23 protein-coding genes are annotated in these 26778 nt (G+C 61.0%); 14 read left to right on the forward strand and 9 right to left on the reverse strand.

Annotated features, from left to right (window positions below; translation table 11 throughout):
- Positions 1-79 precede the first annotated feature (79 nt).
- The gene (locus RBB29_RS05370; RefSeq protein ID WP_306115322.1) at positions 80-1660 is read right to left on the reverse strand and encodes an ABC transporter substrate-binding protein; all 1581 of its coding nucleotides are present in this window, start codon (positions 1658-1660) and stop codon (positions 80-82) included.
- A 99-nt stretch (positions 1661-1759) separates the two neighbouring features.
- Here RBB29_RS05370 and RBB29_RS05375 point away from each other — a divergent pair, with 99 nt between their 5' ends.
- On the forward strand, positions 1760-2425 hold the full coding sequence (locus tag RBB29_RS05375) for a DUF1028 domain-containing protein (RefSeq protein WP_306115321.1): 666 nt from the start codon (positions 1760-1762) through the stop codon (positions 2423-2425).
- Positions 2418-3659: a M20 family metallo-hydrolase gene (locus RBB29_RS05380; protein WP_306115320.1), complete on the forward strand. Its 1242-nt coding sequence runs from the start codon at positions 2418-2420 to the stop codon at positions 3657-3659. The genes RBB29_RS05375 and RBB29_RS05380 overlap by 8 nt, the downstream gene beginning before the upstream one ends.
- 102 nt (positions 3660-3761) lie before the next feature.
- Here RBB29_RS05380 and RBB29_RS05385 read toward each other — a convergent pair whose 3' ends face one another.
- Entirely contained in the window at positions 3762-5063 is a 1302-nt protein-coding gene (locus RBB29_RS05385) for an ABC transporter substrate-binding protein (RefSeq protein ID WP_306115319.1), read from the reverse strand.
- A gap of 167 nt (positions 5064-5230) precedes the next feature.
- Between RBB29_RS05385 and RBB29_RS05390 the strand changes: the two genes are divergently transcribed.
- Complete coding sequence (locus RBB29_RS05390; RefSeq protein WP_306115318.1) at positions 5231-6574, forward strand: NAD(P)-binding domain-containing protein; 1344 nt, start codon at positions 5231-5233, stop codon at positions 6572-6574.
- 1455 nt (positions 6575-8029) lie between these two features.
- Here RBB29_RS05390 and RBB29_RS05395 read toward each other — a convergent pair.
- Both RBB29_RS05395 and RBB29_RS05400 read right to left on the reverse strand, forming a co-directional pair.
- Entirely contained in the window at positions 8030-9694 is a 1665-nt protein-coding gene (locus RBB29_RS05395; RefSeq protein WP_306113836.1) for an iron ABC transporter permease, read from the reverse strand.
- 188 nt (positions 9695-9882) lie between these two features.
- Positions 9883-10734 (reverse strand): MurR/RpiR family transcriptional regulator, encoded by an 852-nt coding sequence (locus RBB29_RS05400; protein ID WP_306113536.1) that lies wholly within the window; start codon positions 10732-10734, stop codon positions 9883-9885.
- Between the two features lie 289 nt (positions 10735-11023).
- Here RBB29_RS05400 and RBB29_RS05405 point away from each other — a divergent pair, with 289 nt between their 5' ends.
- From RBB29_RS05405 to RBB29_RS05425, 5 genes are read left to right on the forward strand one after another with little or no spacing between them, the layout of a single operon-like run.
- Positions 11024-12559 carry an ABC transporter substrate-binding protein gene (locus RBB29_RS05405; RefSeq protein ID WP_306113537.1) on the forward strand — a complete coding sequence of 512 codons (1536 nt, stop codon included), beginning with the start codon at positions 11024-11026 and terminating at the stop codon, positions 12557-12559.
- Between the two features lie 60 nt (positions 12560-12619).
- Positions 12620-13606, forward strand: a complete 987-nt coding sequence (locus tag RBB29_RS05410) for an ABC transporter permease (RefSeq protein WP_306113538.1) — start codon at positions 12620-12622, stop codon at positions 13604-13606.
- On the forward strand, positions 13603-14511 hold the full coding sequence (locus RBB29_RS05415) for an ABC transporter permease (RefSeq protein WP_306113539.1): 909 nt from the start codon (positions 13603-13605) through the stop codon (positions 14509-14511). The genes RBB29_RS05410 and RBB29_RS05415 overlap by 4 nt, the downstream gene beginning before the upstream one ends.
- Positions 14511-15500: an ABC transporter ATP-binding protein gene (locus RBB29_RS05420; protein WP_306113540.1), complete on the forward strand. Its 990-nt coding sequence runs from the start codon at positions 14511-14513 to the stop codon at positions 15498-15500. Before RBB29_RS05415 ends, RBB29_RS05420 begins: the two co-directional genes overlap by 1 nt.
- On the forward strand, positions 15497-16465 hold the full coding sequence (locus RBB29_RS05425) for an ABC transporter ATP-binding protein (RefSeq protein WP_306113541.1): 969 nt from the start codon (positions 15497-15499) through the stop codon (positions 16463-16465). Before RBB29_RS05420 ends, RBB29_RS05425 begins: the two co-directional genes overlap by 4 nt.
- A gap of 164 nt (positions 16466-16629) precedes the next feature.
- On the opposite strand, the gene modC is transcribed toward RBB29_RS05425, so the two are convergent.
- From modC to modA, 3 genes are read right to left on the reverse strand one after another with little or no spacing between them, the layout of a single operon-like run.
- Complete coding sequence (gene modC, locus RBB29_RS05430) at positions 16630-17706, reverse strand: molybdenum ABC transporter ATP-binding protein (RefSeq protein ID WP_306113542.1); 1077 nt, start codon at positions 17704-17706, stop codon at positions 16630-16632.
- Positions 17703-18395 (reverse strand): molybdate ABC transporter permease subunit, encoded by a 693-nt coding sequence (gene modB / locus RBB29_RS05435; RefSeq protein ID WP_306113543.1) that lies wholly within the window; start codon positions 18393-18395, stop codon positions 17703-17705. Before modB ends, modC begins: the two co-directional genes overlap by 4 nt.
- Entirely contained in the window at positions 18392-19150 is a 759-nt protein-coding gene (modA, locus tag RBB29_RS05440; protein WP_306113544.1) for a molybdate ABC transporter substrate-binding protein, read from the reverse strand. The genes modB and modA overlap by 4 nt, the downstream gene beginning before the upstream one ends.
- A gap of 192 nt (positions 19151-19342) precedes the next feature.
- On the opposite strand from modA, the gene RBB29_RS05445 reads away from it, so the two are divergent.
- The 5 genes from RBB29_RS05445 (at position 19343) to ptsP (ending at position 24678) form a co-directional block, all read left to right on the forward strand.
- Complete coding sequence (locus tag RBB29_RS05445; protein ID WP_306121105.1) at positions 19343-19810, forward strand: NUDIX hydrolase; 468 nt, start codon at positions 19343-19345, stop codon at positions 19808-19810.
- Positions 19811-19885: 75 nt separating this feature from the next.
- Complete coding sequence (locus RBB29_RS05450) at positions 19886-20299, forward strand: DUF1178 family protein (RefSeq protein ID WP_306113546.1); 414 nt, start codon at positions 19886-19888, stop codon at positions 20297-20299.
- A gap of 23 nt (positions 20300-20322) precedes the next feature.
- Positions 20323-20967 (forward strand): SDR family oxidoreductase, encoded by a 645-nt coding sequence (locus tag RBB29_RS05455; RefSeq protein ID WP_306113547.1) that lies wholly within the window; start codon positions 20323-20325, stop codon positions 20965-20967.
- An 82-nt stretch (positions 20968-21049) separates the two neighbouring features.
- On the forward strand, positions 21050-22288 hold the full coding sequence (locus tag RBB29_RS05460; RefSeq protein ID WP_306113548.1) for an aspartate kinase: 1239 nt from the start codon (positions 21050-21052) through the stop codon (positions 22286-22288).
- A gap of 146 nt (positions 22289-22434) precedes the next feature.
- Complete coding sequence (gene ptsP, locus RBB29_RS05465; RefSeq protein WP_306113549.1) at positions 22435-24678, forward strand: phosphoenolpyruvate--protein phosphotransferase; 2244 nt, start codon at positions 22435-22437, stop codon at positions 24676-24678.
- 3 nt (positions 24679-24681) lie between these two features.
- On the opposite strand, the gene RBB29_RS05470 is transcribed toward ptsP, so the two are convergent.
- Both RBB29_RS05470 and RBB29_RS05475 read right to left on the reverse strand, forming a co-directional pair.
- Positions 24682-25452, reverse strand: coding sequence for an EcsC family protein (locus tag RBB29_RS05470; RefSeq protein ID WP_306113550.1), 771 nt, complete (start codon positions 25450-25452; stop codon positions 24682-24684).
- Between the two features lie 32 nt (positions 25453-25484).
- Positions 25485-25970, reverse strand: a complete 486-nt coding sequence (locus tag RBB29_RS05475; protein WP_306113551.1) for a GNAT family N-acetyltransferase — start codon at positions 25968-25970, stop codon at positions 25485-25487.
- 78 nt (positions 25971-26048) lie between these two features.
- Here RBB29_RS05475 and RBB29_RS05480 point away from each other — a divergent pair, with 78 nt between their 5' ends.
- Complete coding sequence (locus RBB29_RS05480; RefSeq protein WP_306113552.1) at positions 26049-26654, forward strand: flavin reductase family protein; 606 nt, start codon at positions 26049-26051, stop codon at positions 26652-26654.
- The last annotated feature ends 124 nt before the right edge of the window (positions 26655-26778 follow it).

A 26778-nucleotide genomic window follows, 5' to 3' on the forward strand; every position in this document is an offset into this window, starting at 1 on the left:
CATTGGCCCGAGAGACAATGGCGACGAGCAGCGCTCCCTAACGGGCCGGGCCACGCCAAACGCGGCCCGAAACCGATCTTCAGTTTTTCACCACACCTTGCAGATGCAAGAGGAACGAGGGTTCAAGGCCGAAATTCGCCACCCGGTCGCTTGTCACTGCGTTCTGCTTCCAGTTGGCCACGAAAACCCAGGGCGCATCTTCCTGCACGATTTCCTGCATCTCGCGATAAAGCTTCGCGCGCTCAGCCTGATCGGTGGCGGTGCGGGCCGCTTCCAGAAGCGCGTCCACCTTCTCGTTGGCGTAGTACCCCGAGTTGAACCCGCCCTGATCGGGCCAAGCCTGCGAGCGCAGCGCGAGGTAAGGCAGCGTGTCGGGGTCGTTGGTCATCCAGGCCATCTCGGCCATGTCTGCCTTGCCTTCGAGACCGGGGTTCACCTCGCCCAGGAAAGTGTTCCATTCATAGGTCTCGATCTTCACGTCAAAACCCACGGCCTCAAGATCCGCCTGAATGGCCGTACCCATCGGAACGGGATCAAGCATGCCCGAGCCGCCTTCGGTCACGAAGAAGGTCAGTTCAGCGCCCTCGGCTCCTGCCTCGGCAATCAGCGCCTTGGCTTTTTCGGGATCATACGGATACGGATCCAGCGCTTCGTTATAGGCCCAGGCAAAGGCGGGTGGTGTCGGGCCTGCGGCCACAGTTGCGGTGCCTTCCAGCACGTCATTCACGATCGCTTCCTTGTTGATCGCGTAATTGGCGGCCTGGCGTACCTTCTTGTCGGCAAAGGGGCCTTCCTTGGCGTTCAGGATCAGGAACCAGACATGCGGCCCCGCCTGTTCGGCAATGGAGAACCCATCCCCCTCGAACTGACCCAGCGATGTGGGCGGCACCTCGACCATCAGGTCGATCCCACCGGCCAGCATCTCGGCCACGCGGGTATTGGCGTCGGTGATCGGACGGAAGACAACCGCCTCGGTCCCCGCAGCCTCGCCCCAATACCCATCATTGCGTTCAACCACAACTGCCTCGTTCGACCGCCACTCGGCAAACTTGAACGGGCCGGTGCCCACCGGATTGCGGCCGAATTCCTTGCCATTCGCCTCAACCGCAGCGGGCGAGACGATCAGCCCCGTGGGATAGGCCAGGTTCGACAGGAACGGCGCATAGGGCGCGTTGAGGGTGAATTTCACCGTCATGTCATCGACCACTTCGGTCGATTGCACCGCCCCGAAGAAGAAGGACAGCGGGAAGGGGCCGGTATCGTGATAGGGGTGATTCTCGTCCAGCATCCGGTCGAAATTGAACTTCACCGCCGCGGCATTGAACGGCGTGCCGTCATGGAAACTGACACCCTCGCGCAGGGTGAAGGTGTATTCGGTGCCATCCTCGCTGATCGACCAATCGGTGGCCAGTGACGGCTCAACCTCCAGCGTGCCGGATTTGTACCGGGTCAACCCCTCGTAAACATTCACCAGAATCCGGAAATCGTTGACGGCGGTCACCGCCGCGGGATCGAGCGATTTCGGCTCGGCAATCTGGCCGACGATCAGCACGCCGGGCGGGGTCTGCGCCACGGCAGGAGACACGACGGTACCAATGGCCAGCACCGCACCTGCGGTTACAGCCATCACACCCCGGCGGGTCCAGGTCATGAGTGTCATTTTCTTAACTCCCTGTTGAAATCTCACCTCTATTTATCATGATAAATTGCAATCGTCAAATTATCATGATAAATAGAGAAAACCCAGCTAAGGTGAAACATGACATTTTCGATTCTTGCACATGATCCGGAAACCGGCGCCATTGGCGGCGCCGCGGCGACGGGGTCTCTTTGCGTGGGTGGTTGGGTGCTGCGCGGTGATCTTGACGCGGGCATGTCCGCCAGCCAGGGCGCGGCGCCATCAACCTTCTGGGGCGAGGATGTTCTGGCCGCAATGCGCGATGGGAAAGACGCGGTGCAGGCGGTGGACGCCGTTACGGCCCCCGACGAAGGACGGGATCACCGTCAATTGGCCGCGCTGGACCTGAACGGGCAAACCGCTGCCTTCACCGGTGCCTCGAATGAGCCGGAAAAAGGCAGCCGGCGTTTTCGGTTCGGGATCGTCTCCGGCAACATGTTGACCCAAGCGAGCGTCCTCGATGCGATGGTGGACGGCTTTGAAACGGCGCAAGGTGATTTCGATCACCGCCTGCTCGCCGCCTTGCAGGCAGCGGCGCTTGAGGGCGGCGACTTTCGGGGCCTCCTGTCCGCGGCTTTGCTTGTGCTGCACCCGGACAAACCGCCCCTGACCCTGCGGATCGACCATCATCCCGACGACCCGGTAGGCGCCCTTGCCGCCCTGCACAAAACCGCGACCTCCGGCGCTTATGCCAAGTGGGCTGAACAGGTGCCCGTTCTGAACGACAGGGAGCGTGTCCTTGATTGACTGGGGTCAACGGGCCGAGGCGCTGCTGCAGGAGCTTGCCGCGTGCTCTGAGCCGGGGCCAGGCGTCACGCGCTTGCCTTTTACGCCCGAACACCGGGCTGCCCTTGAAGTGTTGCAAGAGGCGATGCGACGGGCGGATCTGACGGTATCCGTCGATGCCGCCGGCACACTCATCGGACGGCGTGAAGGGCCGCCGGGCAGCAAGACCTTCCTTCTTGGGTCACATCAGGATTCGGTACGCGAAGGCGGGGCCTATGACGGGATCATGGGGGTGGTGCTGCCGCTGCTGGCGCTGGAAAAGCTGCGCGCCGAAGGCGTGGACCTGCCCTTTGCCGTCGAAATACTGGCTTTCGCCGATGAGGAAGGCGTGCGCTTTCCGACCGCCCTGATTGGATCGCGCGCACTGGCAGGCACGTTCGACCGGGACGTTCTGGACATGCGCGATGGCGACGGGAACCCCTTGCGGGACGCGATGACAACCTTCGGGCTGGCACCGGATCGGATCGGCACGCTGGCGCGCAACCCGGATGAGGTGATCGGCTTTCTTGAAACCCATATCGAACAAGGGCCCTACCTTGAACGCGAAGGGGAAGCAATTGGCGTTGTTACCGCGATCTGCGGCATTGAACGCCACCAGATCGAGGTGACCGGCGAGACCGGGCATGCCGGCACCCTGCCCATGAAGGGGCGGCGGGATGCGCTTGTCGGCGCCGCGGCGATCGTCTCGGAAGTTGACAGGCTGGGCCAGCAGACCACCGATCTGCGCGCCACCGTCGGCGCCCTCACCGTCGAGCCCAACGTCGTCAACGCAGTACCTCGCGCTGTCCGGCTGACCGCCGAGTTTCGCTCCCCTGACGACGATATCCGCCGCAAGGCAGGGGATGGACTGCACAGCTTTGTCCAGGAACTGGCGCGGCAGCGCAGCCTGACGATCGAGGCTACCCGAACCTACGCGCAGGACGCGCAACCCTGCAGCGCCGAACTGTCCCACTGCCTCATGACCGCGGCGAAAGCAACCGGCGCACGCGGGCTGACCCTACCCTCAGGCGCGACCCATGACGCCTCGGCGATGGCGGATCTTTGCCCGATCGCGATGCTGTTTGTCCGGTGTCGCGACGGCGTCAGCCACAAGCCCGAGGAGTTCGCCGCACCCGCGGATATGGGCGCGGCCATCGTCGCGATTTCGCATTTCCTGATGGCGGTCGGGCAGCAGCCCGAGACCTATGGCGTCTGACGGAAAACCTGAGATATCATGCATCGCTTAACGCGTTGAAATCTTTGATTTCAGGCAGTTCTAAGTGATTCAAGTTTTTCGCATGACGCATTACATGACGCATTAGCCGTCCACCGTGCGCGCGCGTAGCTCCGGCCCCGCGTCGGCGCGACCCAGCCGCTGCTCCCACATCTGGCCCAGATCCTGCATCTCCGCCTTCAAGAGATCGCTATGGGCACCGAGCCAATCGGGGATCGACCCGAATTCGACGATCCGTGCCTTACCATCCTGTACCGTCACGACCGGCCATTCCCCCACAAGGGCGTTGTCGATACCAAAGACATCCTCTCCCCACCATGCCGCGGGACCGAAGGCGTGGGTCACATGGCCAAGCTGCTTCATCGCCGCCAGAACCGACACCGGATTGACCGACCCGGCCTTTTCCACGGCGGCATGCCAGATATCGAGTATCGCGGCATATTCCCAACTCACCGCGCTCCAGCTTCCGGGGAAGCGGTTGTTGTATTCCTCATAGAAAACATTGGGTTGATTGAAGAAAAACGCCTTCTCCCTAAGCGCGGGATCGTCGAAATCGGGGAATTGAAACACCACCCCTTCCATGAAATCGCGGCTAGTTTTTCCAACCAGCGCGTCATAGTGGTCCAATGTACAGGACAGGATCTGTCCGTCGTAGCCCTGCGCGAAAGCATACTCGGTCATCGCATGGACCATGGGCGTGTAGCTGGTACACCAGCACAGGATGTCCGGATTGGCATCCAGCATCGGTTGCACGATCCCGACCACGTCGCCCCCTTCGGCGGGGTATTGCACCTCGTGCGCGACCCCGATCCCCGCAGCCTTGAACGCCGCACGATACGTGGCCAGTGACGGCAGGCCCATCCCGTCGGTCTGGGTACACATGGCAACGGTTTTCAGATCGGGCCGCGCTCGCGCAAGCCAATCGACACCTGTCACCACATAGATCGGATGCACCTCGCTTGGCGCGATCAGGTAAGGTGTGTCGGGGCTCAGATCGCTCGGCAGCAGGGTCGAGGTCAGGATGCGCCGCTCCCCCAGGAAATCCGCCACCGCCGCGAAACTGTCACCGCCCAGCATCATCATCAGCTTGATGTCATGGTCCTGCACCAACTGCATCGCGCCATCGCGGGCGGCCACCGGATCATCGCCACAATCATAGGCATGGATTCGGATCGGATAACGGCGCCCACCGATCAGGAGCCCCCCTGCCCTGTTGAGCCAGCTTTCCCAGATTCGGCAGCCATGCAACCCCGGCAAACCCCAGGATTCGACCTGCCCGCTCAGGGGCGCGAGGAAGCCGATATCGACCGTTTTGGCCATTCCAACCGACAGCCGGGGCATCGCGCCGGAGATCGCCAATCGCTGTGCAAAGCTCGATGTTTCCATGATTTCTTCTACACCTTTCGTTCAAACGCCCCAACCGCAGCACGCCCAATTTCACCCGGTTCTGTAATTTTTGTTGACATATTGGTCCAGTATTTGGCTTATTAAAAGGAACCAAAAGAACCAAAGCAAGAATTTTGGTTCATACCAATCCAGGGAGATCAGAAAATATGACCAAGAAACGCGTTGCCATCATCGGAGCCGGGCCGTCCGGCCTCGCGCAGCTCAGGGCATTCCAGTCCGCCGCCAAGAAGGGCGAGGAGATCCCCGATATCGTCTGCTATGAGAAGCAGTCCGATTGGGGCGGCCTGTGGAACTATACCTGGCGCACCGGGGTCGATGAGGATGGCGAGCCCTGCCACTGCTCCATGTATCGCTATCTTTGGTCGAACGGTCCCAAGGAGGGGCTGGAATTCGCCGATTACACCTTTGACGAACATTTCGGCAAAGAGATCGCCAGCTATCCACCGCGCGCGGTCCTCTTCGACTATATCAAGGGCCGGGTCGAAAAGGCCGGTGTGCGCGACTGGATCCGTTTCAACAACGTGGTGCGCGACGTGCGGTTTGACGAGACCACAGGCAAGTTCACGATCCGCGCCCGCGACAGCAAGGCCGACAGCGAAACCAACGAGGAATTCGATCATGTGATCGTCGCCTCGGGCCATTTCTCGACCCCCAATGTGCCCTTCTATCCCGGCTTCGAGTCCTTCAACGGCCGCATTCTGCATGCCCATGATTTCCGCGACGCCCGGGAATTCACGGGCAAGGATATCCTGATCCTCGGCACGTCATATTCCGCCGAAGACATTGGCAGCCAGTGCTGGAAATACGGCTGCAACTCGATCACCGTCGCCCACCGCACCGCGCCGATGGGCTATGGCTGGCCCGACAACTGGCAGGAAGTTCCCGCGCTGGTCAAGGTCGAGGGCCGGACCGCTCATTTCAAGGATGGCACCAGCAAGGATGTCGATGCGATCATCCTCTGCACCGGATACAAGCACCATTTCAATTTCCTGCCCGATGATCTGCGCCTCAAGACTGCCAACCGCCTGGCCGCAGCGGACCTCTACAAGGGCGTCGTGTGGAACAAGAACCCCAAGATGTTCTACCTCGGTATGCAGGATCAGTGGTACACGTTCAACATGTTCGACGCGCAGGCCTGGTGGGTGCGTGACCAGATCATGGGCAAGATCGCCCTGCCCGACGCCGCCGCAATGGCCGCCGACCCGAAAGCGCGGGAAGAGGCCGAGGATGCATTGGAAGACGACTACGCCTGCATCGCCTATCAAGGTGCCTATGTGCAGGAGTTGATCGACGAGACCGATTACCCGAGCTTCGATGTCGAAGCCGCGAACCAGGCCTTCTACGCATGGAAGAAACACAAGAAGAAGGGCATCATGGAGTTCCGCAACCACGGATATACCTCGCCCATGACCGGCAAGAAGGCCCCGCCGCATCATACGCCATGGAAAGATGCGCTGGACGACAGCCTGGAATCCTACCTGCAGACGTGACGCGGACATCCCTGTCTGCACCCCTCATCCCGGCCGTATCTCCCCTTGGGCCGGGATGAACAAAAAAGGCCCCAATGCGACAGCACGGGGCCTTGGTTTTTTGCTGACGCTAGTTTTCTCAGACGAGCGCGACCATCAGCGCCGGCAGGCCCAGCATGCCGCCGATGATCAGGGCAGACGCCGTTTTCAGACCTTTGAACATTTGTTTCCTCCGTTGGATGACAAGCTTGTAAGGAAGGAATTAGGCTGATCGCCGGTCGCGACATGTGACAGCCGGTCGCACATCGTCTTCGAGGTCAGTTGGAAACCAAGTTGCGTCCGGGAAGACCAAGCGGAATTTCCATTTCACCCTTCCCTTCACGGATCGTCAGTCGACAGCGTTAGCTCCTAATCCGTGACTAAGTCGATAAGCAAAGAAAGGCGGTCTTGTCCTCACTCCAAGCATTCTGCCTTGGACTGTCCAACTTCTAACGTCCGAGGTCAGCATTGGGCCCATTGCGGACGTTCGAGTTCGAACCCCGCGCGGAAACGAGGGCGAAGCCTGCCGCGCATTGCTGAGTGAATACATCACATGTCCGTTGCGAGCCCAAGGCGGACGCCTGCTTGCTGAGTCCAAAGCCGCGCGATGGCCAGACCGCGGGATGGCGATCAACCGTCGTCAAACACGCTTTATCGTTGCCAAGTCCGAAAAACCTCTGATCGGTGCGTACCCTCACCAAATCGCCAGCCCTTGCGGGCGGTCTGGCGATCGCGCGGCGGCCTACGGCCTTGATTCCGCGCGGGAGGTGAAAGTCGAACGGCAGCTTTGTCCGCTTACCAGACCTTAAGCGCCCGAAACAGCCACTTTCACCCGAAGCTTTTCGTCGGATGACCGCTTTTAACCCATTGCGTACAGCGAATGCGATCAAAAAACATCGAAGGTTGGACGTTCAAACAGCGTAATTTAAGGGCCTTTCTGTCCATTCATGCTTCGCTTATCATGGCTGTGTTTTGAAACTGAAACCCCAGCAACGATGGATCGAAATCCCTGATGGCTATCCCAAGAAAAGGAACTCGCAAGGTTACAGTTGGAGGTGAGGACTGTCACTGGTTAGTGAGGAGAAAGGCCACCTATTCCCAAACTGACTATGGATCCGGCAGAATCAACGTTGCGATTGAACACGCTACAGAACAAAGCGCTACCTTACACATCGAAACTGACCGTCAACACCCTAATGACTGGGGTACTATCAAGGTTGAGCCCGTTACGCCTAGCGATGTTTGCCGGTGGATTTCAATTGCAGTCCAGAAAGGATGGAAACCAAAGGTTGCAGGACCAACGTATAGAATTAGCGAAGAGTAATTCTGTCAGCACCCGTGCGCAGATCTGAATTACTTTGACGATAGTTGATATCAATCGGGGCGATCAGACTAGCGAAGTGCGAGCGACAGCTCTGTCCACAACGCGACCCTTCACTAACCTGCCTTCACAGCCGCCCCAAGCCGCGCGGCGCGAAAGCCCCAACCCTCGCGTCCGATGGATCGGCAAAGAATCAGGACCGGGATCAGGCCGAATGCCACCAGCACCAGCGAGGGCACCGCAGCCTCGTGCAGACGCTCGTCCGCGGCAAGCCGGTGTGCCTGCACCGCGAGGGTCTGGAAATTGAACGGATGCAGGATCAGCGTTGCAGGAAGCTCTTTCATTACATCCACGAACACGATCAGAAGCGCCGTCAGCACGCTGGTTTTCGAGACCGGCAGGTGCACCCGCCAGAGCATCCGGGGACTGCTTTGACCCAAAGATCGGGCAATGGCATCGAAATGCCCCGGCACCGTGGCCATGCCGCTGTCATAGGCGTTGAGGGCCGCCGCCATGAACCGCGCCATGTAGGCCATCACCATCAGCCAGATTGATCCGGTAATGAGCAGCCCGGTCGAGATGCCGAACTGCGCCTCCATCACCGCGTCGATCAGGTTGTCGAGCGCGGCCAGCGGTACCATCAACCCCACGGCAATGACGCCGCCCGGCACCGCATATCCGAGGCCCGCGCCAATCACGAGGCCCTTGGATGTACGCCCCGGCCGGGTGCGCGCCCTGAACCCGATCAGCACCGCCCCGATCACGGTCAGTACCGATGCAACCCCTGCCAAACTCACCGAGTTGAACATCAGCGCCGTGTAGCGCGGCGCCAGCAGGCTTTGCCCCGATCCATGCGCCATCAGCCCGAGCATGATCACCGGGATGATGAACCCCAACATGACGGGCACAAGGCAGATCAGCATCGCGATCCACCCCGGCGCCCCCTTCAGGCGCGGCTTGTCCATCGCCTCGAACCGGGCGCCCCGTCCGGCGGTACGGGCTTTGCCCCGTTGCGCCCGCTCCAGCCCCGCCAGCAGGAGGGCAAAACTGAGCAGGCAGAGCGACAATTGCGCCGCCGCCGCCCGGTCACCGAGAGAAAACCACGCCTGATAGATCCCGGTCGCGAAGGTCTGCACGTTGAAAAAGGCGACGGTGCCAAAATCAGCGATCGTTTCCATCACCGCCAGAAGCGCACCGCCGGCAATCGCCGGACGCGCCATCGGCAGGGCCACGCGCCAGAAGGCCTTGATCGGCGACCGCCCAAGGGTCCGCGCCACGAGGAAGGCGTTCGACGATTGCTGCCGAAACGATGCGCGCGCCAGCAGGTAGACATAAGGGTAGAGCACCACGGTCAGCATCATCGCCGCCCCGCCGAGCGACCGAATTTCCGGGAACCAGTAGTCCCGCGGCCCCCAACCGGTGATATCGCGCAACAGCGTCTGCACCGCGCCCGGATGATCGAGCAGGTGGGTATAGGCATAGGCCAGCACATAGGCGGGAAAGGCCAGCGGGAGCGCCAGCGCCACTTCGAGCCATTTCGATCCGGGAAAGCGATAAACCGTGACGAGCCAGGCGGTCACGCTGCCGATGATCGCGGTGGACACCCCGACAATCACCACCAGGGTCAGGGTGGTGCGCGCATACCGAGGAAGAACCGACGAAAGGATCTCGCGCCAGGTCTGCAGATCACCGGTGAACGCCGCCAGCGCAGCCGCCACAATAGGCGCCACGCAAAAGATCACGGCCACCCAGGCCAGTCGGTGCAGCAGTCGTTCGGTCATCAGCACGGGTACTTCGCTGGTTTCAAGCGCCATGGCTGCCACAAATCGTGACAAGAGGCCAGACGAACCTGACAAAAAACGTGCGGCAAAGGTGCATCGGGGTGTTTTAGCCCGGGGTGGACATTCCGAGCGTCATCTCGCGCGGAATGCAAGCCCGTAACGCGCTGCGACAAAAAACCCTTCAAACGCTAAAGAAACGCCCCGAAAACCTCTTGGTATTGCGACATCTTCTCGACCTGATCCGTGGCCCCATCCCCAAGCGCACAAACGACGTCCTGATATAGCAGGTTCAGCCCGAAATGCAGGCCCACGGGCATCGGCAGGAAAAACTGGCCTTCATTCGGAAAGGTAAAGACATGATCGGCAAACTCGCTGCCCCAATCGCAGAACTCGTCGCACATCAGGATCACGTCATATCCGTTTTCCTTCGCATGTTTCGCCAGCGCCGGTCCGTGCGAGGCGTACCGGAACATGTCGATGATAAGCAGGCACTTGCTGCCTTCATCCTGGGTGAAGAGTTCGGTGTAAACGCCATCGAGGCCTGAGACGACCTTGACCCCCGGGCGGACATAGTTGAGCCGCATCGCGAGCCCTGTCGCCAGGTAATGGTAGAGCTGAAAGCCGACGATGGCGACGAAATCCGCCTGCGCCAGACATTGCACACCCGCCTGCCATTTCGGCGAGGCCCGCAGGTTCAACGCGGCGGTCAGACCCGCCTCGGCGATCTCGCGGTCCCTGTCCGCTCCCTGGGCCGCCTTGGAGCGCACGAAACTCTGGTAGCGGTCCCCGATTCTTGCCGAACGCGGCCCCGCCATTTCCTGCCGCGCCCTGGTACGCAGGTCCGACGCGCGCTCGTATCCCAGCTTCTTGAAGAACCGACTGACCGTCATCGGACTGACGTCGAGTTTCTGTGCAATCTCCGCGCTCGTCTCCAGGGCAAGCGCCTCTGGACGACCCACGAGATAGGTCGCAACACGTTGTTCCAACTTGGTAAAACTGACATCGCCGCTGCGAATGATATCTTCGATCTTCAGTGGCATCGGCCCCCCTTTTTCCTGCAATCGCAGGGTCAGCCGGAGGCGCGCCTGGGAAGGTAGCTTTTCCGGTTGACTGCTATTTTCATCCCATTACAATTAATATTGGTATCAAAATACCAAAATCTATCAAGAGGGCGCGTATCATCGGGAGGAGCCGGCGCTTGTGTCCACGGGGTAACGTGGCGACAACAAACCTTTACACCTTCTCAGAATCGCGACAACCTTGCCGACATGATCGGGGACGAACGCAACCGGCGTTTGAGATATCCCCGCAAATTTCAGGGAGACTTCGATGAAAACACTTCGAACATTAACGGCTGCAACAGCCATCTTTTTGGGTGCGGTCGGCATGGCGCCGGCGCAGACGCTCAATTTCGCCTATGACGCGGACCCGGTATCGCTGGACCCGCATGAGCAGCTTTCGGGCGGCACGCTGCAGCTCAGCCACATGATCTTTGACCCGCTGGTCCGTTGGAACAGCGAACTGGGTTTCGACGGCCGTCTGGCCGAAAGCTGGGAGCGCGTCGACGACACGACCATGCGCTTCAAACTGCGCGAGGGTGTGACCTTCCACTCCGGCAACCCGATGACCGCCGAAGATGTGGTCTGGACCATCAACCGGCTCAAAGAATCGCCTGATTTCAAAGGCATCTTCTCAAGCTGGGTATCGGCCACCGCGGTTGACGACACCACCGTCGAGATCAAGACCGACGGCCCAAGCCCGCTGGTGCTGCACACGGCCACCTATGTCTTCCCGATGGACAGCAAGTTCTACGAAGAAGGTGGTGCGGAGATCGTCAAGCACGGTGACAGCTTTGCATCGAAAACCGTGTCGGGCACAGGCCCCTTCATCATCACCGAGCGCGAACAGGGCGTCAAAGTCGTCTTCGAACGCAACGCGGACTATTGGGACACCGATAGCCCGGGCAACGTCCAGACCGCGATCCTGACCCCGATCAAGGAGGCCCCGACCCGTGTGGCCGCCCTTCTGGCCGGTGACGTCGATTTCATCGCCCCGGTGCCGCCGACGGACCTGGAGCGCATCGACGCCGACCCCAACACGCAGCTTGTGACCATGAGCGGCACGCGCATCATCACGCTGCAACTGAACCAGAAGCGGCACGAGGCGCTGGCCAACGACAAGGTCCGTCTGGCGATGGCCTATGCGATCAACAACGAAGGCATCGTCCAGAAGATCATGAAGGGTTTCGGCACCGCCGGTGAGCAGATGTCGCCCAAGGGCTACATCGGTCACAACCCCGACCTGACACCGCGCTATGACCTGGCCAAGGCGCAGGCGCTGATGGAAGAAGCGGGCTATGCGGATGGGTTTGAGGCCACGATGATGTGCCCCAACAACCGCTACGTCAACGACTTCAAGATCTGCGAAGCGTCGGCCGCGATGCTGGCCAAGATCGGCATCAAGATCGACCTGACAACCATGCCCAAGGCGCAATACTGGCCCAAGTTCGATGAACGCGCTGCGGACATCATGATGATCGGCTGGCACGCGGATACCGAGGACAGCGCCAACTTCTACGAGTTCTTGGCGATGACCCCGGACGAAGACACCGGCAAAGGTCAGTACAACTCGGGCAACTACTCGAACGAGAAGGTGGACGAGCTGACAATGGCGTCGCTGGTGGAAACCAAGGGTGACACCCGCGCCGAGCAGCTTCAGATGGTCGAGAAGATCTTGCACGACGAAGCGGCCTTCATCCCGCTGCATTGGCAGGATCTGGCCTGGGCCGCACGCACCGGCGTGAATATCGAGCCCGTGCTCAACGTGATGAACTTCCCCTATCTGGGCGATCTCGTCATCGAATAAACCAAAACGCTGCGGGCCGGACATTCTCCGGCCCGCCGATTTTTCAGACGCCAGGTTCTCATGCATATCCTAGCTTTCCTCATCCGACGCGCCATCCAAGCCGTGATCGTGATGTTCGTGATTTCCATCATCGGTTTTTCCATTCAGGACAATCTGGGCGATCCGCTGCGCGAGCTTGTGGGGCAATCGGTCTCCGAGGCCGAACGCCAGGCCCTGCGTGACGAGCTTGGCCTCAACGATCCGTTCCTGGTGCAATACGGTCGTTTTCTCGGCAACGCCCTGCAAGGCGATCTCGGCACCTCCTACTTCTTCAAACGTCCGGCGCTCGAAGTCATCATGGACAAGTTCCCCGCCACTTTCGAACTGGTCCTGGGCGCCACCTTCATCTTCCTCGCGCTGTCGATACCCGGCGGCATCTACTGCGCGATCAACCGGGACAAGTGGATCGCCAAGGCGATCATGACCGGCTCGATCATCGGCATCTCGGTGCCGGTCTTCCTGACCGCGATTTTCCTCGTCTGGTTCTTCGGGGTTGAGCTGAAATGGCTCCCCGCTTTCGGGCGCGGCGACACGATCACAATGCCCTGGGGCTGGGATACCGGCCTCCTGACGCTGGATGGGCTGAGCCACCTGATCCTGCCCTCGATCGCGCTCTCGTCGATCATGCTGCCCCTCTTCATCCGCCTGATCCGGGCCGAGATGATGGAGGCCATGGGTACCGACTACGTCCGTTTCGCCAAGGCCAAGGGCCTCAGCACGGGCCGCATCCGCTACGTCCATGCCTTCCGCAACACGCTTCTGCCCGTCGTGACCGTGGGGGGCCTGATGATCGGGACGCTGATTGCGTACACGATCCTGACCGAAACCGTGTTCCAATGGCCCGGCATGGGGTTCCTGTTCCTTGAGGCCGTGAACCGAGTCGATACGCCCCTCATCATCGCCTATATCATCGTCGTCGGCCTGATCTTCGTCGTGGTCAACACGCTCGTCGATTTCATCTACACGCTCATCAATCCGATGGTGAAACTGCCGGGAGCGAAATCATGATTACATGGCGCGGCTTCCTCAAACGGTTTCTTGGCGACCCGGTCGCCGTCGGTGCAGGTATCGTCCTGCTGGTTCTGGTGCTGATGGCGGTCCTCGCCCCGGTGATCGCCCCGCAAAACCCCTATGACCTGCTGCAACTCGACATCATGGATAGCGAGATGCCACCTTCCTGGACCCCGGGCGGGGATGAACGCTTCCTGCTTGGCACCGATGCGCAGGGGCGCGGTGTGCTTTCGACCATCATGTACGGCACCGGCATCTCGCTCATCATCGGTATCGGTGCGGTGATCGTCCAAGGCATCCTTGGGATCACCCTTGGTCTCATCGCGGGTTACAAGGGCGGCTGGATCGACAGTTTCCTCATGCGCCTTGCCGATATCCAGATGTCGCTCTCGACCCTGATGATTGCGATCATCGTGCTGGCCCTCTTCCAGGCCGCGTTTGACGCCAATGTCTATGCCGATTACGCGATCTTCATGCTGATCCTCATCATCGGCATCGCCGAATGGCCGAAATTCGCCCGGACGGTACGCTCCTCGGTGCTGGGCGAGAAGAACAAGGAATATGTCGATGCCGCCCGCGTCATCGGCCTGCCTGCGCGCAAGGTGATGTGGGGACATATCCTGCCCAACACGCTGACGCCCGTGCTGGTCATCTCGACCATTCAGGTGGCCGAGGCGATCATGACCGAGGCCGCGCTCAGCTTCCTCGGGCTTGGCATGCCGGTCGACCGCCCGTCACTGGGCTCGCTCATTCGCTCAGGCTTCGAGTTCGTCTTCTCGGGCCAGTACTGGATCACCTTCTATCCGGCGCTGGTGCTGATCGCGCTGATCCTCGCGCTCAACCTTCTGGGCGACTGGCTGCGTGACGTCCTCAATCCGAAACTGCGGCGGGGAGAAGACTGATGGCCCTACTTGAAGTCAATGATCTGCACGTCGCCTTCCCGCGCGGTAAACGCGACGAGGTCGAGGCCCTGCGCGGCGTCTCGCTGACGTTGGAAAAAGGTGAACGGCTGGGGGTCGTGGGCGAATCCGGGGCGGGCAAATCCATGCTTGCCTTCGCCATCCTCAATCTCATCGCTGAGCCGGGCCGGGTAAGCCAGGGGACGGTGAAATTCGAAGGCGAAAACCTGCTCGACCTGCCCGAGCGCAAGATCCGCGATATCCGCGGCAACCGCATCTCGATGATCTTTCAGGATCCGATGGTGACCCTGAACCCGGTCCTCTCGATCGGCACGCAGATGATGGAAACCCTGCGCGCCCACCGCAAGATCTCCGACAAGGACGCCCGCGCACTCTGCATCGCCAAGCTCAAAGAGGTCGCAATCCCCTCCGCCGAGTCGCGCCTCGATGCCTATCCGCATGAGCTTTCGGGGGGTTTACGCCAACGTGTCGTCATCGCCATCGCGCTCCTGACCGACCCCGAGATCATCATTGCAGACGAGCCCACCACGGCGCTCGACGTGACGATCCAAGCCGAGATCATGGCGCTCATTCTCAAGCTCTGCCGCGAGAAAGACGTGGCGCTCATCCTCATCACCCATGACCTGGGCGTTGTGGCCGAGGTGACCGAGAAGCTGATGATCATGTACGCGGGCAAATGTGTCGAGACCGGCCCCACGCGGCAGATCATCGACACCCCCAAGCACCCCTATGCAAGCGGCCTTCTGAAAGCACTGCCCCAGCATGCGGGTCGCGGCACCAAGCTCTATCAGATCCCCGGTTCCATGCCGCCGATCACCAACCTGCCCAAGGGCTGCACCTATCACCCGCGCTGCGACTTCGCGACGGAGCGATGCCATGGCGGTGAGCCGGACCTTGTGAACGGCGTCGCCTGCTACAACCCGCTAACTTCTGATGCCAAGACCGAGACAAAAACCGAGGCCGAGACATGACACAACCGATTGTCGAAACCAAAGGGGTCGAGGTCCGCTTTCCCCTGCCCACCCATTTCCTGAGCAAGGAAAAACCGGTGCTGCACGCGCTCAACACGGTCAATGTCTCGGTGATGCCGGGTGAAAGTTTCTGCGTCGTGGGCGAATCCGGTTGCGGTAAAACCACGCTGGGCCGCGCCATTCTGGGCCTGAACTCCCCCTCCGCGGGCGAGATCATGTTCCGTGGCCAACGCATCGACCAGATGGACGAGGCCGAACGCAAACCCATCCGCCGCGACATGCAGATGGTGTTCCAGAACCCCTACGCGTCGCTCAATCCACGCCGCAACGTGTTCGAGACGCTGGCCGAACCGGTCCGCCACCTGATGCCCGAGCTTTCCGCCGATGAGGTCCGCACCCGCGTCGAAGAGGTTCTGGCCGAGACCGGCTGCGACCCAAGTTGGCAGCGCCGCCTGCCCCACGAATTCTCCGGCGGGCAGCGGCAGCGCATCGCCATCGCCCGCGCGCTTGTGACCAATCCAGCCTTCGTCGTCGCGGACGAGCCGATCTCGGCACTCGACGTGTCGATCCAGGCCCAGATTCTGAACCTGCTCACGGAACTTCAGAAAGAGCGCGGCCTGACCTACCTCTTCATCACCCACGACCTCAGCGTCGTCGAACATTTCGGCACGCGGGTCGCGGTGATGTATCTGGGTCAGGTGATGGAGCTGGCCGCGGCCGAGACGATCTTTGCCGAACCCAAGCATCCCTATACCCAGCTTCTGCTCGACGCGATCCCCAAGCTCGAAGGCGGCTCCTTCGACAAGCCCCGACAGCCGGGCGAGCTTCCCGATCCGGTGAACCTGCCGAAGGGATGCCCCTTCGCGGCGCGCTGCGGCATGGTGCAAGACCGCTGCCGGCAGGAACGACCGCAACTGCGGCCCCTGTCGAACGGTACTGAAGTCGCCTGCCATTTCGCCGAGTAATCAGCACGACCTTTTGTGGATTTGGGGTGATCTTTTGGCCGCCAATCGCAGCGCGTTACTTCACGCATTACGTTAGGAATGTGGATAACCGACCCAAAAGTCGTGAAATCAACAGAACACGGGCAAAGAATGCAAAAAATCCCGAAAATTCGGCAGGTATCGTGTCAGTTACCGATATTACTCTTCGCCACCGCCGTCGCTTTCAGGATCGCAAAACAGTGCAAACCGGGTGCCAGCTCCAGTTCCCGCGCGGCCTGCGCGGTGATCCGGGCCAACAAACGGTCCTCTCCGGCGCGAAGGGATACCGCGGCCCCGGGTCCGTCACCCATCCGCAGGGCTTCGACCTCAACCGGCAGGATGTTCCGGGATGACAAGGCTTCGGGGCGTTGAAGCGACAGGAGAATATCCTGCGCCAACACTCTGATTCTAATGGTAGAACCGATATTGGCGTCCACACCAGGCAGGAAAAGTTCACCGCCGCTGATCGCCAGCCGGACCAGCCCGTCAGGCCCGTGCTCCACCACCGTGGCCCGCAGGATAGATCCCGCTTCTCGAACGCCGACAAAGGGCATGGCCGCCGGGTCGCTCAGGACCTCTTCGGTCGGTCCTTGCCGGACGATCCGGCCTTGCTGCAGGATCACCATCTCGTCCGCCAGACGCGCCACCTCTGCAACTGAGTGGCTGACATAGAGAATGGGGATATCCGTCTGATCCCGCAGCTTTTCCAGATAGGGTAAAATCTCCGCCTTTCGCGGCTCATCCAAGGCGGCAAGCGGTTCATCCATCACAAGAATTTCCGGATCGGACATCAACGCGCGCGCCAATGCCACCCGTTGTTTTTCTCCGCCGGAGAGGGTCCCGGGGCGACGCTGCAACAGGGGTCGTAAGCCGAGCAGAGCAACCACCTCGCCCGGATCGCCCCTGCGCCTGGCGAAACGCATGGCAAAGCGGATATTGCCGTCGACCGTCATGTGCGGAAACAACCGACCGTCCTGAAAGACATAGCCGATCCGCCTCTTATGTGGCGGCAGGCAGGCCCGCGCCTTGGCGTCAAAGAGCACCTGATCCTGCAGCGTGACCCTTCCATCATCCGGCTGAAGTATCCCGGCTATCACATTGGCAATAGTCGTTTTTCCGGAACCGGACGGGCCGAAAAGCGCGGTCACACCACTCCCGGCATCGAAGGCCACATCAAGCAAGAAACCCTCCAACTTGTGGGTGATCTGGACCGAGAGGCTCATCCGCGACCGATCCTTTCCGCCACCCGACGGGCCAACCACTCCGAGACAAGCACCGCACCCACGGCGACCACCAGCGATAGTCCGACCAAACGCAGCGCGCTACTCTCGCCACCGGGGATTTGCAGGAAAGCATAAATCGCCGATGGCAATGTCTGAGTTTCGCCTGGGATGTTGGCCACGAAGGTAATGGTTGCGCCGAATTCTCCCATAGCCTTGGCAAATCCCAACACTGCACCCGCCAGGATGCCCGGCGCGATAAGTGGCAGCGTGACAAGGAAAAATCCGGCCCAGCGCCCCGCACCAAGCGTCGATGCCGCCTGTTCCAGACGCGGATCGACCGCCTCGATCGCAAGCCGCAGCGCCCGGACGACGAGGGGGAACCCCATGATCGCCGCCGCAAGCGCAGCCCCGGTCCAGCGAAAGGCAAACACGATCCCCCATTGCTCCAGAAAAGCGCCGATGGCGCCATTTCTCCCGAAGGTCAGCAGGAGCAGATATCCGGTGACGACCGGCGGCAAAACGAGAGGAAGATGCACAAGCGCACTCAGGAGAGACTTGCCCCAGAAGTCGCGCCGTGCCAGTAACCAGGCCACCGCCAATGCAAGCGGCAGGCTGCACAACGTAGCCCAGAAGGAGACCTTGAGCGACAAAAGCAATGCCGCCCATTCTTCCGGCCGCAAGCCCATCATGGCGATCTTTCCGGCACAACGAAGCCGCGGGTGGAAAAGAGATCGACTGCCTCATGTGAGGAAATAAACTGCATAAATTCTGTGACTTGCGACTTATTCTTCGTGTTTACTTTCGCCATTGGATAGATGATAGGATCATGCAGTTCGTCAGGAATACTATACAAAGTGACGACACCGTCATCGGCACGCGCATCGGTCTCATAAACGATGCCCAGTGGCGCCTCACCCCGCGCAATCAATGCAAGCGCCGCGCGGACATTCTCCGTCTCGGCAAGATGCGGCGCGATATCGGGCCAAATCCCCGTGTTTTCAAGCCATTGCCGCCCATAGATGCCCGCCGGGACGCCACGGGTCTGCCCGATGGCCAAACGCCCACCAGCCAAACGGGCCAGCAGCTTTGGCGCGGAAACACCATCAAGGGCGGCTGACCCGGCGGGTCCGGCCAAAACCAGACTGTTTTGCAGCAGGTTCAATCGGTTATCTGCCTCAACGAACCCCTGATCCTGCAACCAGTCCATCCAGGTCACATTGGCCAGGATGACGATGTCCGCCGGTGCACCTTGCGCGACCTGTCGCGCGATCTGACCGCTGCCGCCATAGGAGACCTCAACGTCGCCATCATAGGCACGCACGACATCATCCAGGGCATCGCGCGTTGAGGCCGCCGCGAAAACGACCACCGCCTGCCCGGCGGCGGCGACGGGCGCGAGGAGCAGACCAAAGATCGCAATGAGGAAGCGGAGATAAACGGACATCGGTCAGAGTATTTCAGCGCCATGCGGGCGGTGCAAGGTACTCGACTGACGCCAGATGTGGTGTTTTTGCCGCATAATTTTACCAGATTTCGCATATGCACATTTCTTTGCCGCGCATTTATTGGTATTTTTAAATGATTTATCCATATTTTTAGGTAAGATAGAGAAAGTTTTCGGAAGTTGGTCGCGCGCATGACACTCCAAAAGGTGAAACAGGAACCAATCAATCTTCAGTCCGCGCTGAAGTCAGACGTCCGCACGCAGTTTGCGGCGCTGTGCTTTCGCGTGGTCGATGACAAGACGCAGGTCTTGCTGATCACCTCTCGGGGAACGGGCCGCTGGATCATCCCGCGCGGCTGGCCGATGGACAACAAGACCCCGAGCGAAGCGGCATTGACCGAGGCTTGGGAAGAGGCAGGCGTAAAAGGCAAGGCGCTCGAAGCGACGCTTGGCCTCTACTCCTACACCCGCACGATTTCGGGTGAAGAGGTGCCCTGCGTCGCCATGGTCTATCCGGTGAAGGTTAAATCCGTCGAGGACGACTATCCCGAAGCCGGACAACGGGATCGCAAATGGCTGAGCCCTCAAAAGGCGGCAAAACGGGTGTCGGAGCCCGAACTTGCCCGCATTATCAAGGATTTCGACCACCGGAAGCTCTGATCCGGTTCGGGCGATTGCTTGCCAGACGGTATTTCGACTATAGCTTTGTCGCGTTGGGTCTGGAAACGGAAGAAAATGATTCAGTTTGCGCTCAGATGTGTCGATGATCACCGGTTTGAAAGCTGGTTCCAATCGTCCGAGGCTTTCGAAAAGCTGCATGCGGCGGGCATGGTCAGCTGTATCATCTGTGGCTCGACCAAGGTCGAAAAGGCATTAATGGCCCCGAAGGTCCGCGACAGCAAAAAACGCCGGATCGAACAGCCGCCCGAAGTCGCGGAACAGGCGTTAGCGGAGCTCAAGAAGCAGGTTGAGCAGAACTCCGAATATGTCGGCGTCAACTTCGCCCAGGAAGCCCGCGACATCCACGACGGCACCGCACCGGAACGATCAATCTATGGCGAGGCCAAGCCGGAAGAGGCAAAAAAGCTGATCGAAGACGGCGTGCCGGTCGCCCCGCTGCCCTTTGTTCCCGGCCGGAAATCCAACTGACAAAAAACTAAGGAGTTGCGCGCATGCACATCGTCATCACCGGTGCCAATCGCGGCATCGGACAGGCGCTCGCCGCCCAGTATACCGCACGTGGCGATCTTGTCACCGGAACCGCGCGCTCGGATAGCACCCTTGCGCAGCTGGACGTCACGGACCCCGATCAACAGGCCGCGTTTGCGCGCGGTATCGACGGCAAGCCTGTCGACCTGTTGATCTGCAACGCGGGGGTTTATCTCGACAAAGGTCAATCGTTGGAGGACGGGTTTCCCGCAGAAATGTGGCACCAGAGTTTTGCGACCAACGTCACCGGCGTTTTCCTGACGATCCAGGCCCTGCTGCCGCATCTCAGACGCGCCACGGAACCGAAAATCGCGATTATTTCCAGCATGATGGCCAGTCACACCCGTGCACCTGGCGGCAGCTACATCTATCGCGCGTCCAAGGCGGCGGCGCTCAATCTGGGGCGTAACCTGGCCACGGATCTTGCGGCCGAAGGGGTTGCCGTGGGCATCTACCACCCCGGATGGGTGCGCACGGAGATGGGCGGCAGCGCGGCCGATATCTCCGTTGATGAGGCAGCCCAAGGTCTAACCGCGCGGTTCGATGAACTCACGCTCGAAAGCACCGGCTGCTTTCAGACGTGGGACGGGCGCGATCACCCCTACTGAGCCGCTTGCGGCGCCCTGCCCCCTTGCCCTGCCCGGCGGATCGGCATAAACCCCCGGCGACTTACCCGCCAAGGACGCATCAATGCCCGTTCTCGTGATGAAATTCGGTGGCACATCGGTGGCCACGCTGGACCGTATCCGCCGCGCGGCCAAGCGCGTTGGGGTCGAGGTATCCAAGGGCTATGACGTGATCGTCATCGTCAGCGCCATGTCCGGCGAGACCAACAAGCTGGTGGGCTATGTAGATGAGACCTCGCCGCTTTATGACGCGCGGGAATATGACGCCGTGGTCAGCTCGGGCGAGAACGTGACCGCGGGTCTGATGGCGCTCACCTTGCAGGAAATGGATGTGCCCGCGCGGAGCTGGCAGGGCTGGCAGGTGCCACTTAAGACCACCAGCGCCCATTCCGCCGCGCGGATCGAGGAAATCCCGACCGACAACATCAACGCCAAGTTTGGCGAAGGCATGCGGGTGGCCGTGGTCGCCGGGTTCCAGGGGATTTCCCCCGAGGGGCGCATCACGACCCTGGGGCGGGGCGGATCGGACACCACTGCCGTGGCCTTTGCCGCCGCGTTCGACGCGGAACGCTGCGACATCTACACTGATGTGGATGGCGTCTACACCACCGATCCGCGTATCGCGTCCAAGGCCCGCAAACTCGACAAGATCGCCTTTGAAGAGATGCTGGAACTGGCCTCCCTGGGCGCGAAGGTTCTGCAAACCCGCTCAGTCGAACTGGCGATGCGCTATAATGTCAAACTGCGGGTTCTGAGCAGTTTCGAAGAACAATCGGACGAGGCCGGCACGCTTGTCTGCGCCGAGGAGGAAATCATGGAATCAAACGTCGTTTCTGGCATCGCCTACTCCCGGGATGAGGCAAAGATGACCCTTGTGTCGGTCGCGGACCGCCCCGGTATCGCCGCCGCCATTTTTGGGCCGCTCTCGGATGCGGGCATCAATGTCGACATGATCATTCAGAACATCGCCGAAGAAGGCCGCACGGACATGACCTTCTCCTGCCCGACCGAGCAGGTGACCCGCGCCGAAAAGGCCCTGCAGGACGCCAAGACACGGGGCGAGATCAACTATCACGATCTGATTGCCGACACCGATGTGGCCAAGGTATCCGCCGTCGGGATCGGCATGCGCAGCCAGTCGGGCGTTGCCGCCAAGATGTTCAAGACCCTCTGCGACGAGGGGGTGAACATCAAGGTCATCGCCACGTCCGAGATCAAGATTTCCGTGCTGATCGACAGGAAATACATGGAACTGGCGGTGCAGGCGCTGCACGATGCGTTCGAGCTCGACAAGGCCGCCTAGGCCGGTCACCTGCCATTTCGCCAGGACGTTGCGTTAACCCTTTTCTTGCGCGGGACAGCCCAGAAATCCGTTTCACACCGGAAAAGACTGTGGTCTAACTTACGCAGTGGACTGTGGTGCGATGCACCTGAGGAGGGGTCGCCAGAATGGACGATCATGCGGGAACTGACAGCAGAAAACTGCTGCGCCGCCTGCGCGACGTCATGGCCGATGACGCCGCAGGGCAGCAGCGGCTCGACCGAATCACGCAGCTCATTGCCGACGAGATGCACACCGAGGTGTGTTCGATCTACCTTTTCCGTGACGAAGACACCCTTGAACTTTGCGCCACGCAAGGCCTGAACCCCGAGGCGGTCCACCAGACGCGGATGCGCATGGGCGAAGGGCTTGTGGGTCTGGTGGCGCGCACCGGCGATGTGATCAATACCGACGACGCCCCTGGGACCAAGGGGTTCCGCTACATGCCAGAGACCGGGGAGGAGGCGTATAACTCCTTTATTGGTGTTCCAATTCAACGGCTTGGCGAGAAGTTGGGCGTTTTGGTGGTGCAATCCCGTGATGCGCGGACCTATTCCGAAGAGGAAGTGTACGCCATCGAAGTGGTGGCGATGGTCCTGGCCGAAATGACCGAGCTGGGCGCCTTTGTCGGCGAAGGCGCGGCCATGTCCGCCCGGCACCAGCAACAGGTGCTTTTCCGAGGCGGTACCGGCCAGGAAGGCGCGGCGCAGGGTCATGTCTGGCTGCACGAGCCGCGCGTCGTGGTCACCAACCCGATTGCCGACGATCCCGACCGCGAAATCGAACGTCTGCATGAGGCGGTCGAGGAACTGCGCGTCGGTGTGGATCGTATGCTGTCGCGGGCCGCCACCGGTGACAAGGAACAATTGGAGGTTCTTGAAGCCTACCGCATGTTCGCCAATTCCAAGGGTTGGATGCGGCGTATGGAGGAGGACATCTCCCGCGGGCTGTCTGCCGAGGCCGCCGTCGAAAAGGAGCAATCCGCCGCGCGCGCGCGCATGGGACAGGTGAACGATGCCTACCTGCGCGAACGCCTGCATGATCTAGACGACCTCAGCAACCGCCTATTGCGCATCCTGACCGGTCAGGGCGGCGAGACCGGGGCGGAAATGCCCGCCGATCCGATCCTGATCGCGCGTAACATCGGGCCTGCGGAACTCCTGGATTACGGACGCAAGCTCAAGGGGATCGTGCTCGAAGAAGGCTCCGTCGGCTCCCACGCCGCGATTGTCGCGCGGGCGCTGGCCATTCCGCTGGTGATCCATGCTGATCGCGTCACCACCGAGGCACTCAATGGCGATCTGGTGCTGGTCGATGGCGATCAGGGCATCGTGCACCTGCGACCGGATGAAACCGTCGTGTCGGCCTTCCGCGACAAGATGGCGATGCAGGCACAGGCGCAGGAACGCTATGTGTCGATCCGCGAGAAGCCCGCCGAGACGCTCTGCGGGACGACGATTGCGCTGCATATGAACGCAGGACTGATGGCCGATCTGCCCAGCCTTGGCGGATCGGGTGCCGAAGGCGTGGGCCTTTTCCGCACCGAATTGCAATTCCTGGTGCGCAACCACATGCCCAAGCGCGCGGAGCTAAGCGAGCTTTACGCGCGGGTGATTGACGCGGCGGGCGACAAGCGGGTGGTGTTTCGCACACTCGACATCGGGTCGGACAAGGTCCTGCCCTATATGACCGCCACGGATGAGCCGAACCCGGCCATGGGTTGGCGCGCCATTCGCGTGGGGCTCGACAAGCCCGGCGTGATGCGGATGCAGCTGCAGGCGCTCATCCGCGCCGCGGCAGGCCGCCCCCTGAGCATCATGTTCCCCTTCGTTGCGCAGCGCGAAGAATTCCGGGCCGCCCGGGCGGAAATGGAGAAGGCGTTGGAGCGCGAACGCATTCTGGGCCATCCGATACCTGAAAGCCTTGAGGTTGGGGCGATGCTCGAGACGCCCTCGCTCGCCTTCGCCCCGCACCGCTTCTATCAGGAGGTCGATTTCCTTTCGATTGGCGGCAATGACCTCAAGCAGTTCTTCTTTGCTGCGGACCGCGAAAACGAGCGGGTCCGGCGGCGGTATGACACGCTGAACGTGAGCTTCCTGAGCTTTCTGGAAAACATCGTCGCCCGTTGCGACGCCACGCGCACACCGCTCTCGTTTTGTGGCGAGGATGCGGGCCGCCCGGTCGAGGCCGCCTGTTTCGCTGCCATCGGCCTGCGTACCCTTTCGATGCGCCCGGCCTCCATCGGGCCGGTCAAATCCATCCTGCGGCGCATTGATCTGGTCGATCTGCGCGCGGTCATTCACGAGGCCAGCGATGAAGGCCACCAGACGGTCCGGCCCTTCGTGATGAAATACCTCAAAGGCAAGCTCTGAGGCTCAGGCGCGTTTGATCGGATCGCGGGCGACGCGTTTGCGGAAATCCTCGAGCAGTTCGGCGTGGTCGCGGTCCGACGTGATCGCCAGCCGCCTGAGGCCGAAATGCACATGCGCCATCTGCTGATAGTAACTGGTATAGGCATAGTTCGTGGCCGCTCCGGCCGCTGCGCCCAGCACCGGCACCGTTTGCGCCGCGAGTTTCTGCCCCAGGACCGTGGCCAGACGTGGCGCCACGCGGGCAATCAGCGTGTTGAGCGTTGTGCCGGTCACGGTCAGCCTTGTGCTCAGGAACGCAACATCCGCGCCGTCATCGTGATCCAGCGGCCCGGCAGCGGCCAGCACCTGGATGCAGTCGAACATCACCGCCTCCTCGGCCGGGTCGAACCCGTGTTCAATCGCCACGTCCTGAATGGCGCGCAGCAGGATCGTTGTGGTCACCGGCAGTTCGGCCATCGCACTGGGCAAGCCGCCGAAACCGCCCGCGGCCCCCATGGCCGTCGTGGCCAGCCGCGTCAGCCAGCCGGGCTGTTCGCCCACCACCCCGCGGGAGCGGTGCGCAGCACTCATCGCCAGTTTCAACGCCTGCTCGGTTCCGACACCCAGCCGGTCACGAATGCCACTGGGCAACCGGTCAAGCAGCCCTTCGGCCTGACCGCCGATGGCGTTCAGAACCTGAATGCCAAGATTACCCGCCGAGGCGTGCCGCTTTGCCAGCAGATCAAGCTGACGTTCCGTGTCCCGCGCGCCAAGCGTCTTGTCCAAGATTTCCATGACCTAACAGATCGGCATTTGGGCAACCGCTTTCAAGCGTATCGGGTGACTTTACCCGAAATCCCTGCCCAGGCCCCCGGCATCAGATCGACCCCCAGAACCCGGTCGGGATTGGTGGGTGGCGGCATTTCCACCCCCTCCAGCCGCGTGAAGCCGAAGCGCCCGTAATAGGGCGCATCACCTACCAGCATGACCCTTTCCCAACCGCTCGTTTCCGCCCGGTAGAGGCTTTCGCGGATGAGCGACCCGCCAAGCCCCTCGCCCTGCCGCGTCGGGTGCACGGCGACGGGACCCAGCAACAGCGCCTTCTCGCCGCCCACACGCACAGGCCAGAAGCGGATTGCGCCACCAAGGATCTGATCGGTGTCTCGCGCCACGAGGCTCAACCCCTTGACCGGGTCGATGCCGTCCCGCAGGCGATAGGACGAAAGCGCCTCGCGGCCCGGCGCAAAGCAGAGGTCGTAAAGCGCCTCGACCTCCCACCAATCGTCTTTTTCCTCAGGCCGCAGCTCTAACACGCGAATTTCCTTGCGAATTCAGGTGGCATAGCGCCTAGCACGGCGCTAGGTCTGGTTCAAACAGCTAAGAGGGGTGTCATGTTCTATCGACCCGAGGACGGCCACGGTCTGCCGCATAACCCGTTCAACGCCATCGTCACGCCGCGCCCGATCGGGTGGATTTCGACGCGGGCTTCGGATGGCAGTGACAACCTCGCGCCCTATTCGTTCTTCAACGCCGTGGCCTACGTGCCGCCGCAGGTCATGTTCGCCTCAACAAGCGCCAAAGAGGATCGTGGAGACACCAAGGACAGCATCGCCAATATCCGGGAAACGGGCGTGTTTTGCGTCAACATCGTGGAGTACGAGATGCGCGGCGTGATGAACCAAAGCTCCGGCCCCTGGGGACGGGATGTCGATGAGTTCACCGATGCGGGGATCGAGAAGGCCGATTGCGAGACGATTGACTGCGCCCGCGTGGCCGCCGCACCCGCGTCGCTTGAATGCCGGTCGACGCAGATCGTGCAGTTGCCGGGCGCGGCGAATTTCGTGGCGTTCGGCGAGGTCATTGGCGTGCACATGCGTGATGATTGTGTCGTCGACGGTGCCTTCGACGTGACCCGCTTCAATCCGCTGGCCCGCTTGGGATACAAGGATTATTCGGTTGTCCGCGAGGTGTTCAGCCTAACCCGCCCGGGAGAATAACCAGATTGGATGTGGTTTGATGAGTGCTGCCCGGACCGGGTCGATTCAGCACGCGCGGAATCAAGGCCAAAGGCCGCCGCGCGATCGCCAGACCGCCCGCCAGGGCTGGCAAACGCACGGCTCA

The sequence above is a fragment of the Roseovarius sp. MMSF_3359 genome (genome assembly GCF_030733385.1).
Lineage (GTDB): Bacteria > Pseudomonadota > Alphaproteobacteria > Rhodobacterales > Rhodobacteraceae > Roseovarius.

Excerpts from the sequence above, each read along its gene's own strand:
- RBB29_RS05370 (WP_306115322.1), bottom strand. The coding sequence starts at position 1,660 with ATGACACTCATGACCTGGACCCGCCGGGGTGTGATGGCTGTAACCGCA.
- RBB29_RS05375 (WP_306115321.1), top strand. The coding sequence starts at position 1,760 with ATGACATTTTCGATTCTTGCACATGATCCGGAAACCGGCGCCATTGGC.
- RBB29_RS05385 (WP_306115319.1), bottom strand. The coding sequence starts at position 5,063 with ATGGAAACATCGAGCTTTGCACAGCGATTGGCGATCTCCGGCGCGATG.
- RBB29_RS05390 (WP_306115318.1), top strand. The coding sequence starts at position 5,231 with ATGACCAAGAAACGCGTTGCCATCATCGGAGCCGGGCCGTCCGGCCTC.
- RBB29_RS05395 (WP_306113836.1), bottom strand. The coding sequence starts at position 9,694 with ATGACCGAACGACTGCTGCACCGACTGGCCTGGGTGGCCGTGATCTTT.
- RBB29_RS05400 (WP_306113536.1), bottom strand. The coding sequence starts at position 10,734 with ATGCCACTGAAGATCGAAGATATCATTCGCAGCGGCGATGTCAGTTTT.
- RBB29_RS05405 (WP_306113537.1), top strand. The coding sequence starts at position 11,024 with ATGAAAACACTTCGAACATTAACGGCTGCAACAGCCATCTTTTTGGGT.
- RBB29_RS05410 (WP_306113538.1), top strand. The coding sequence starts at position 12,620 with ATGCATATCCTAGCTTTCCTCATCCGACGCGCCATCCAAGCCGTGATC.
- RBB29_RS05415 (WP_306113539.1), top strand. The coding sequence starts at position 13,603 with ATGATTACATGGCGCGGCTTCCTCAAACGGTTTCTTGGCGACCCGGTC.
- RBB29_RS05420 (WP_306113540.1), top strand. The coding sequence starts at position 14,511 with ATGGCCCTACTTGAAGTCAATGATCTGCACGTCGCCTTCCCGCGCGGT.
- RBB29_RS05425 (WP_306113541.1), top strand. The coding sequence starts at position 15,497 with ATGACACAACCGATTGTCGAAACCAAAGGGGTCGAGGTCCGCTTTCCC.
- modC (WP_306113542.1), bottom strand. The coding sequence starts at position 17,706 with ATGAGCCTCTCGGTCCAGATCACCCACAAGTTGGAGGGTTTCTTGCTT.
- modB (WP_306113543.1), bottom strand. The coding sequence starts at position 18,395 with ATGATGGGCTTGCGGCCGGAAGAATGGGCGGCATTGCTTTTGTCGCTC.
- modA (WP_306113544.1), bottom strand. The coding sequence starts at position 19,150 with ATGTCCGTTTATCTCCGCTTCCTCATTGCGATCTTTGGTCTGCTCCTC.
- RBB29_RS05445 (WP_306121105.1), top strand. The coding sequence starts at position 19,343 with ATGACACTCCAAAAGGTGAAACAGGAACCAATCAATCTTCAGTCCGCG.
- RBB29_RS05450 (WP_306113546.1), top strand. The coding sequence starts at position 19,886 with ATGATTCAGTTTGCGCTCAGATGTGTCGATGATCACCGGTTTGAAAGC.
- RBB29_RS05455 (WP_306113547.1), top strand. The coding sequence starts at position 20,323 with ATGCACATCGTCATCACCGGTGCCAATCGCGGCATCGGACAGGCGCTC.
- RBB29_RS05460 (WP_306113548.1), top strand. The coding sequence starts at position 21,050 with ATGCCCGTTCTCGTGATGAAATTCGGTGGCACATCGGTGGCCACGCTG.
- ptsP (WP_306113549.1), top strand. The coding sequence starts at position 22,435 with ATGGACGATCATGCGGGAACTGACAGCAGAAAACTGCTGCGCCGCCTG.
- RBB29_RS05470 (WP_306113550.1), bottom strand. The coding sequence starts at position 25,452 with ATGGAAATCTTGGACAAGACGCTTGGCGCGCGGGACACGGAACGTCAG.
- RBB29_RS05480 (WP_306113552.1), top strand. The coding sequence starts at position 26,049 with ATGTTCTATCGACCCGAGGACGGCCACGGTCTGCCGCATAACCCGTTC.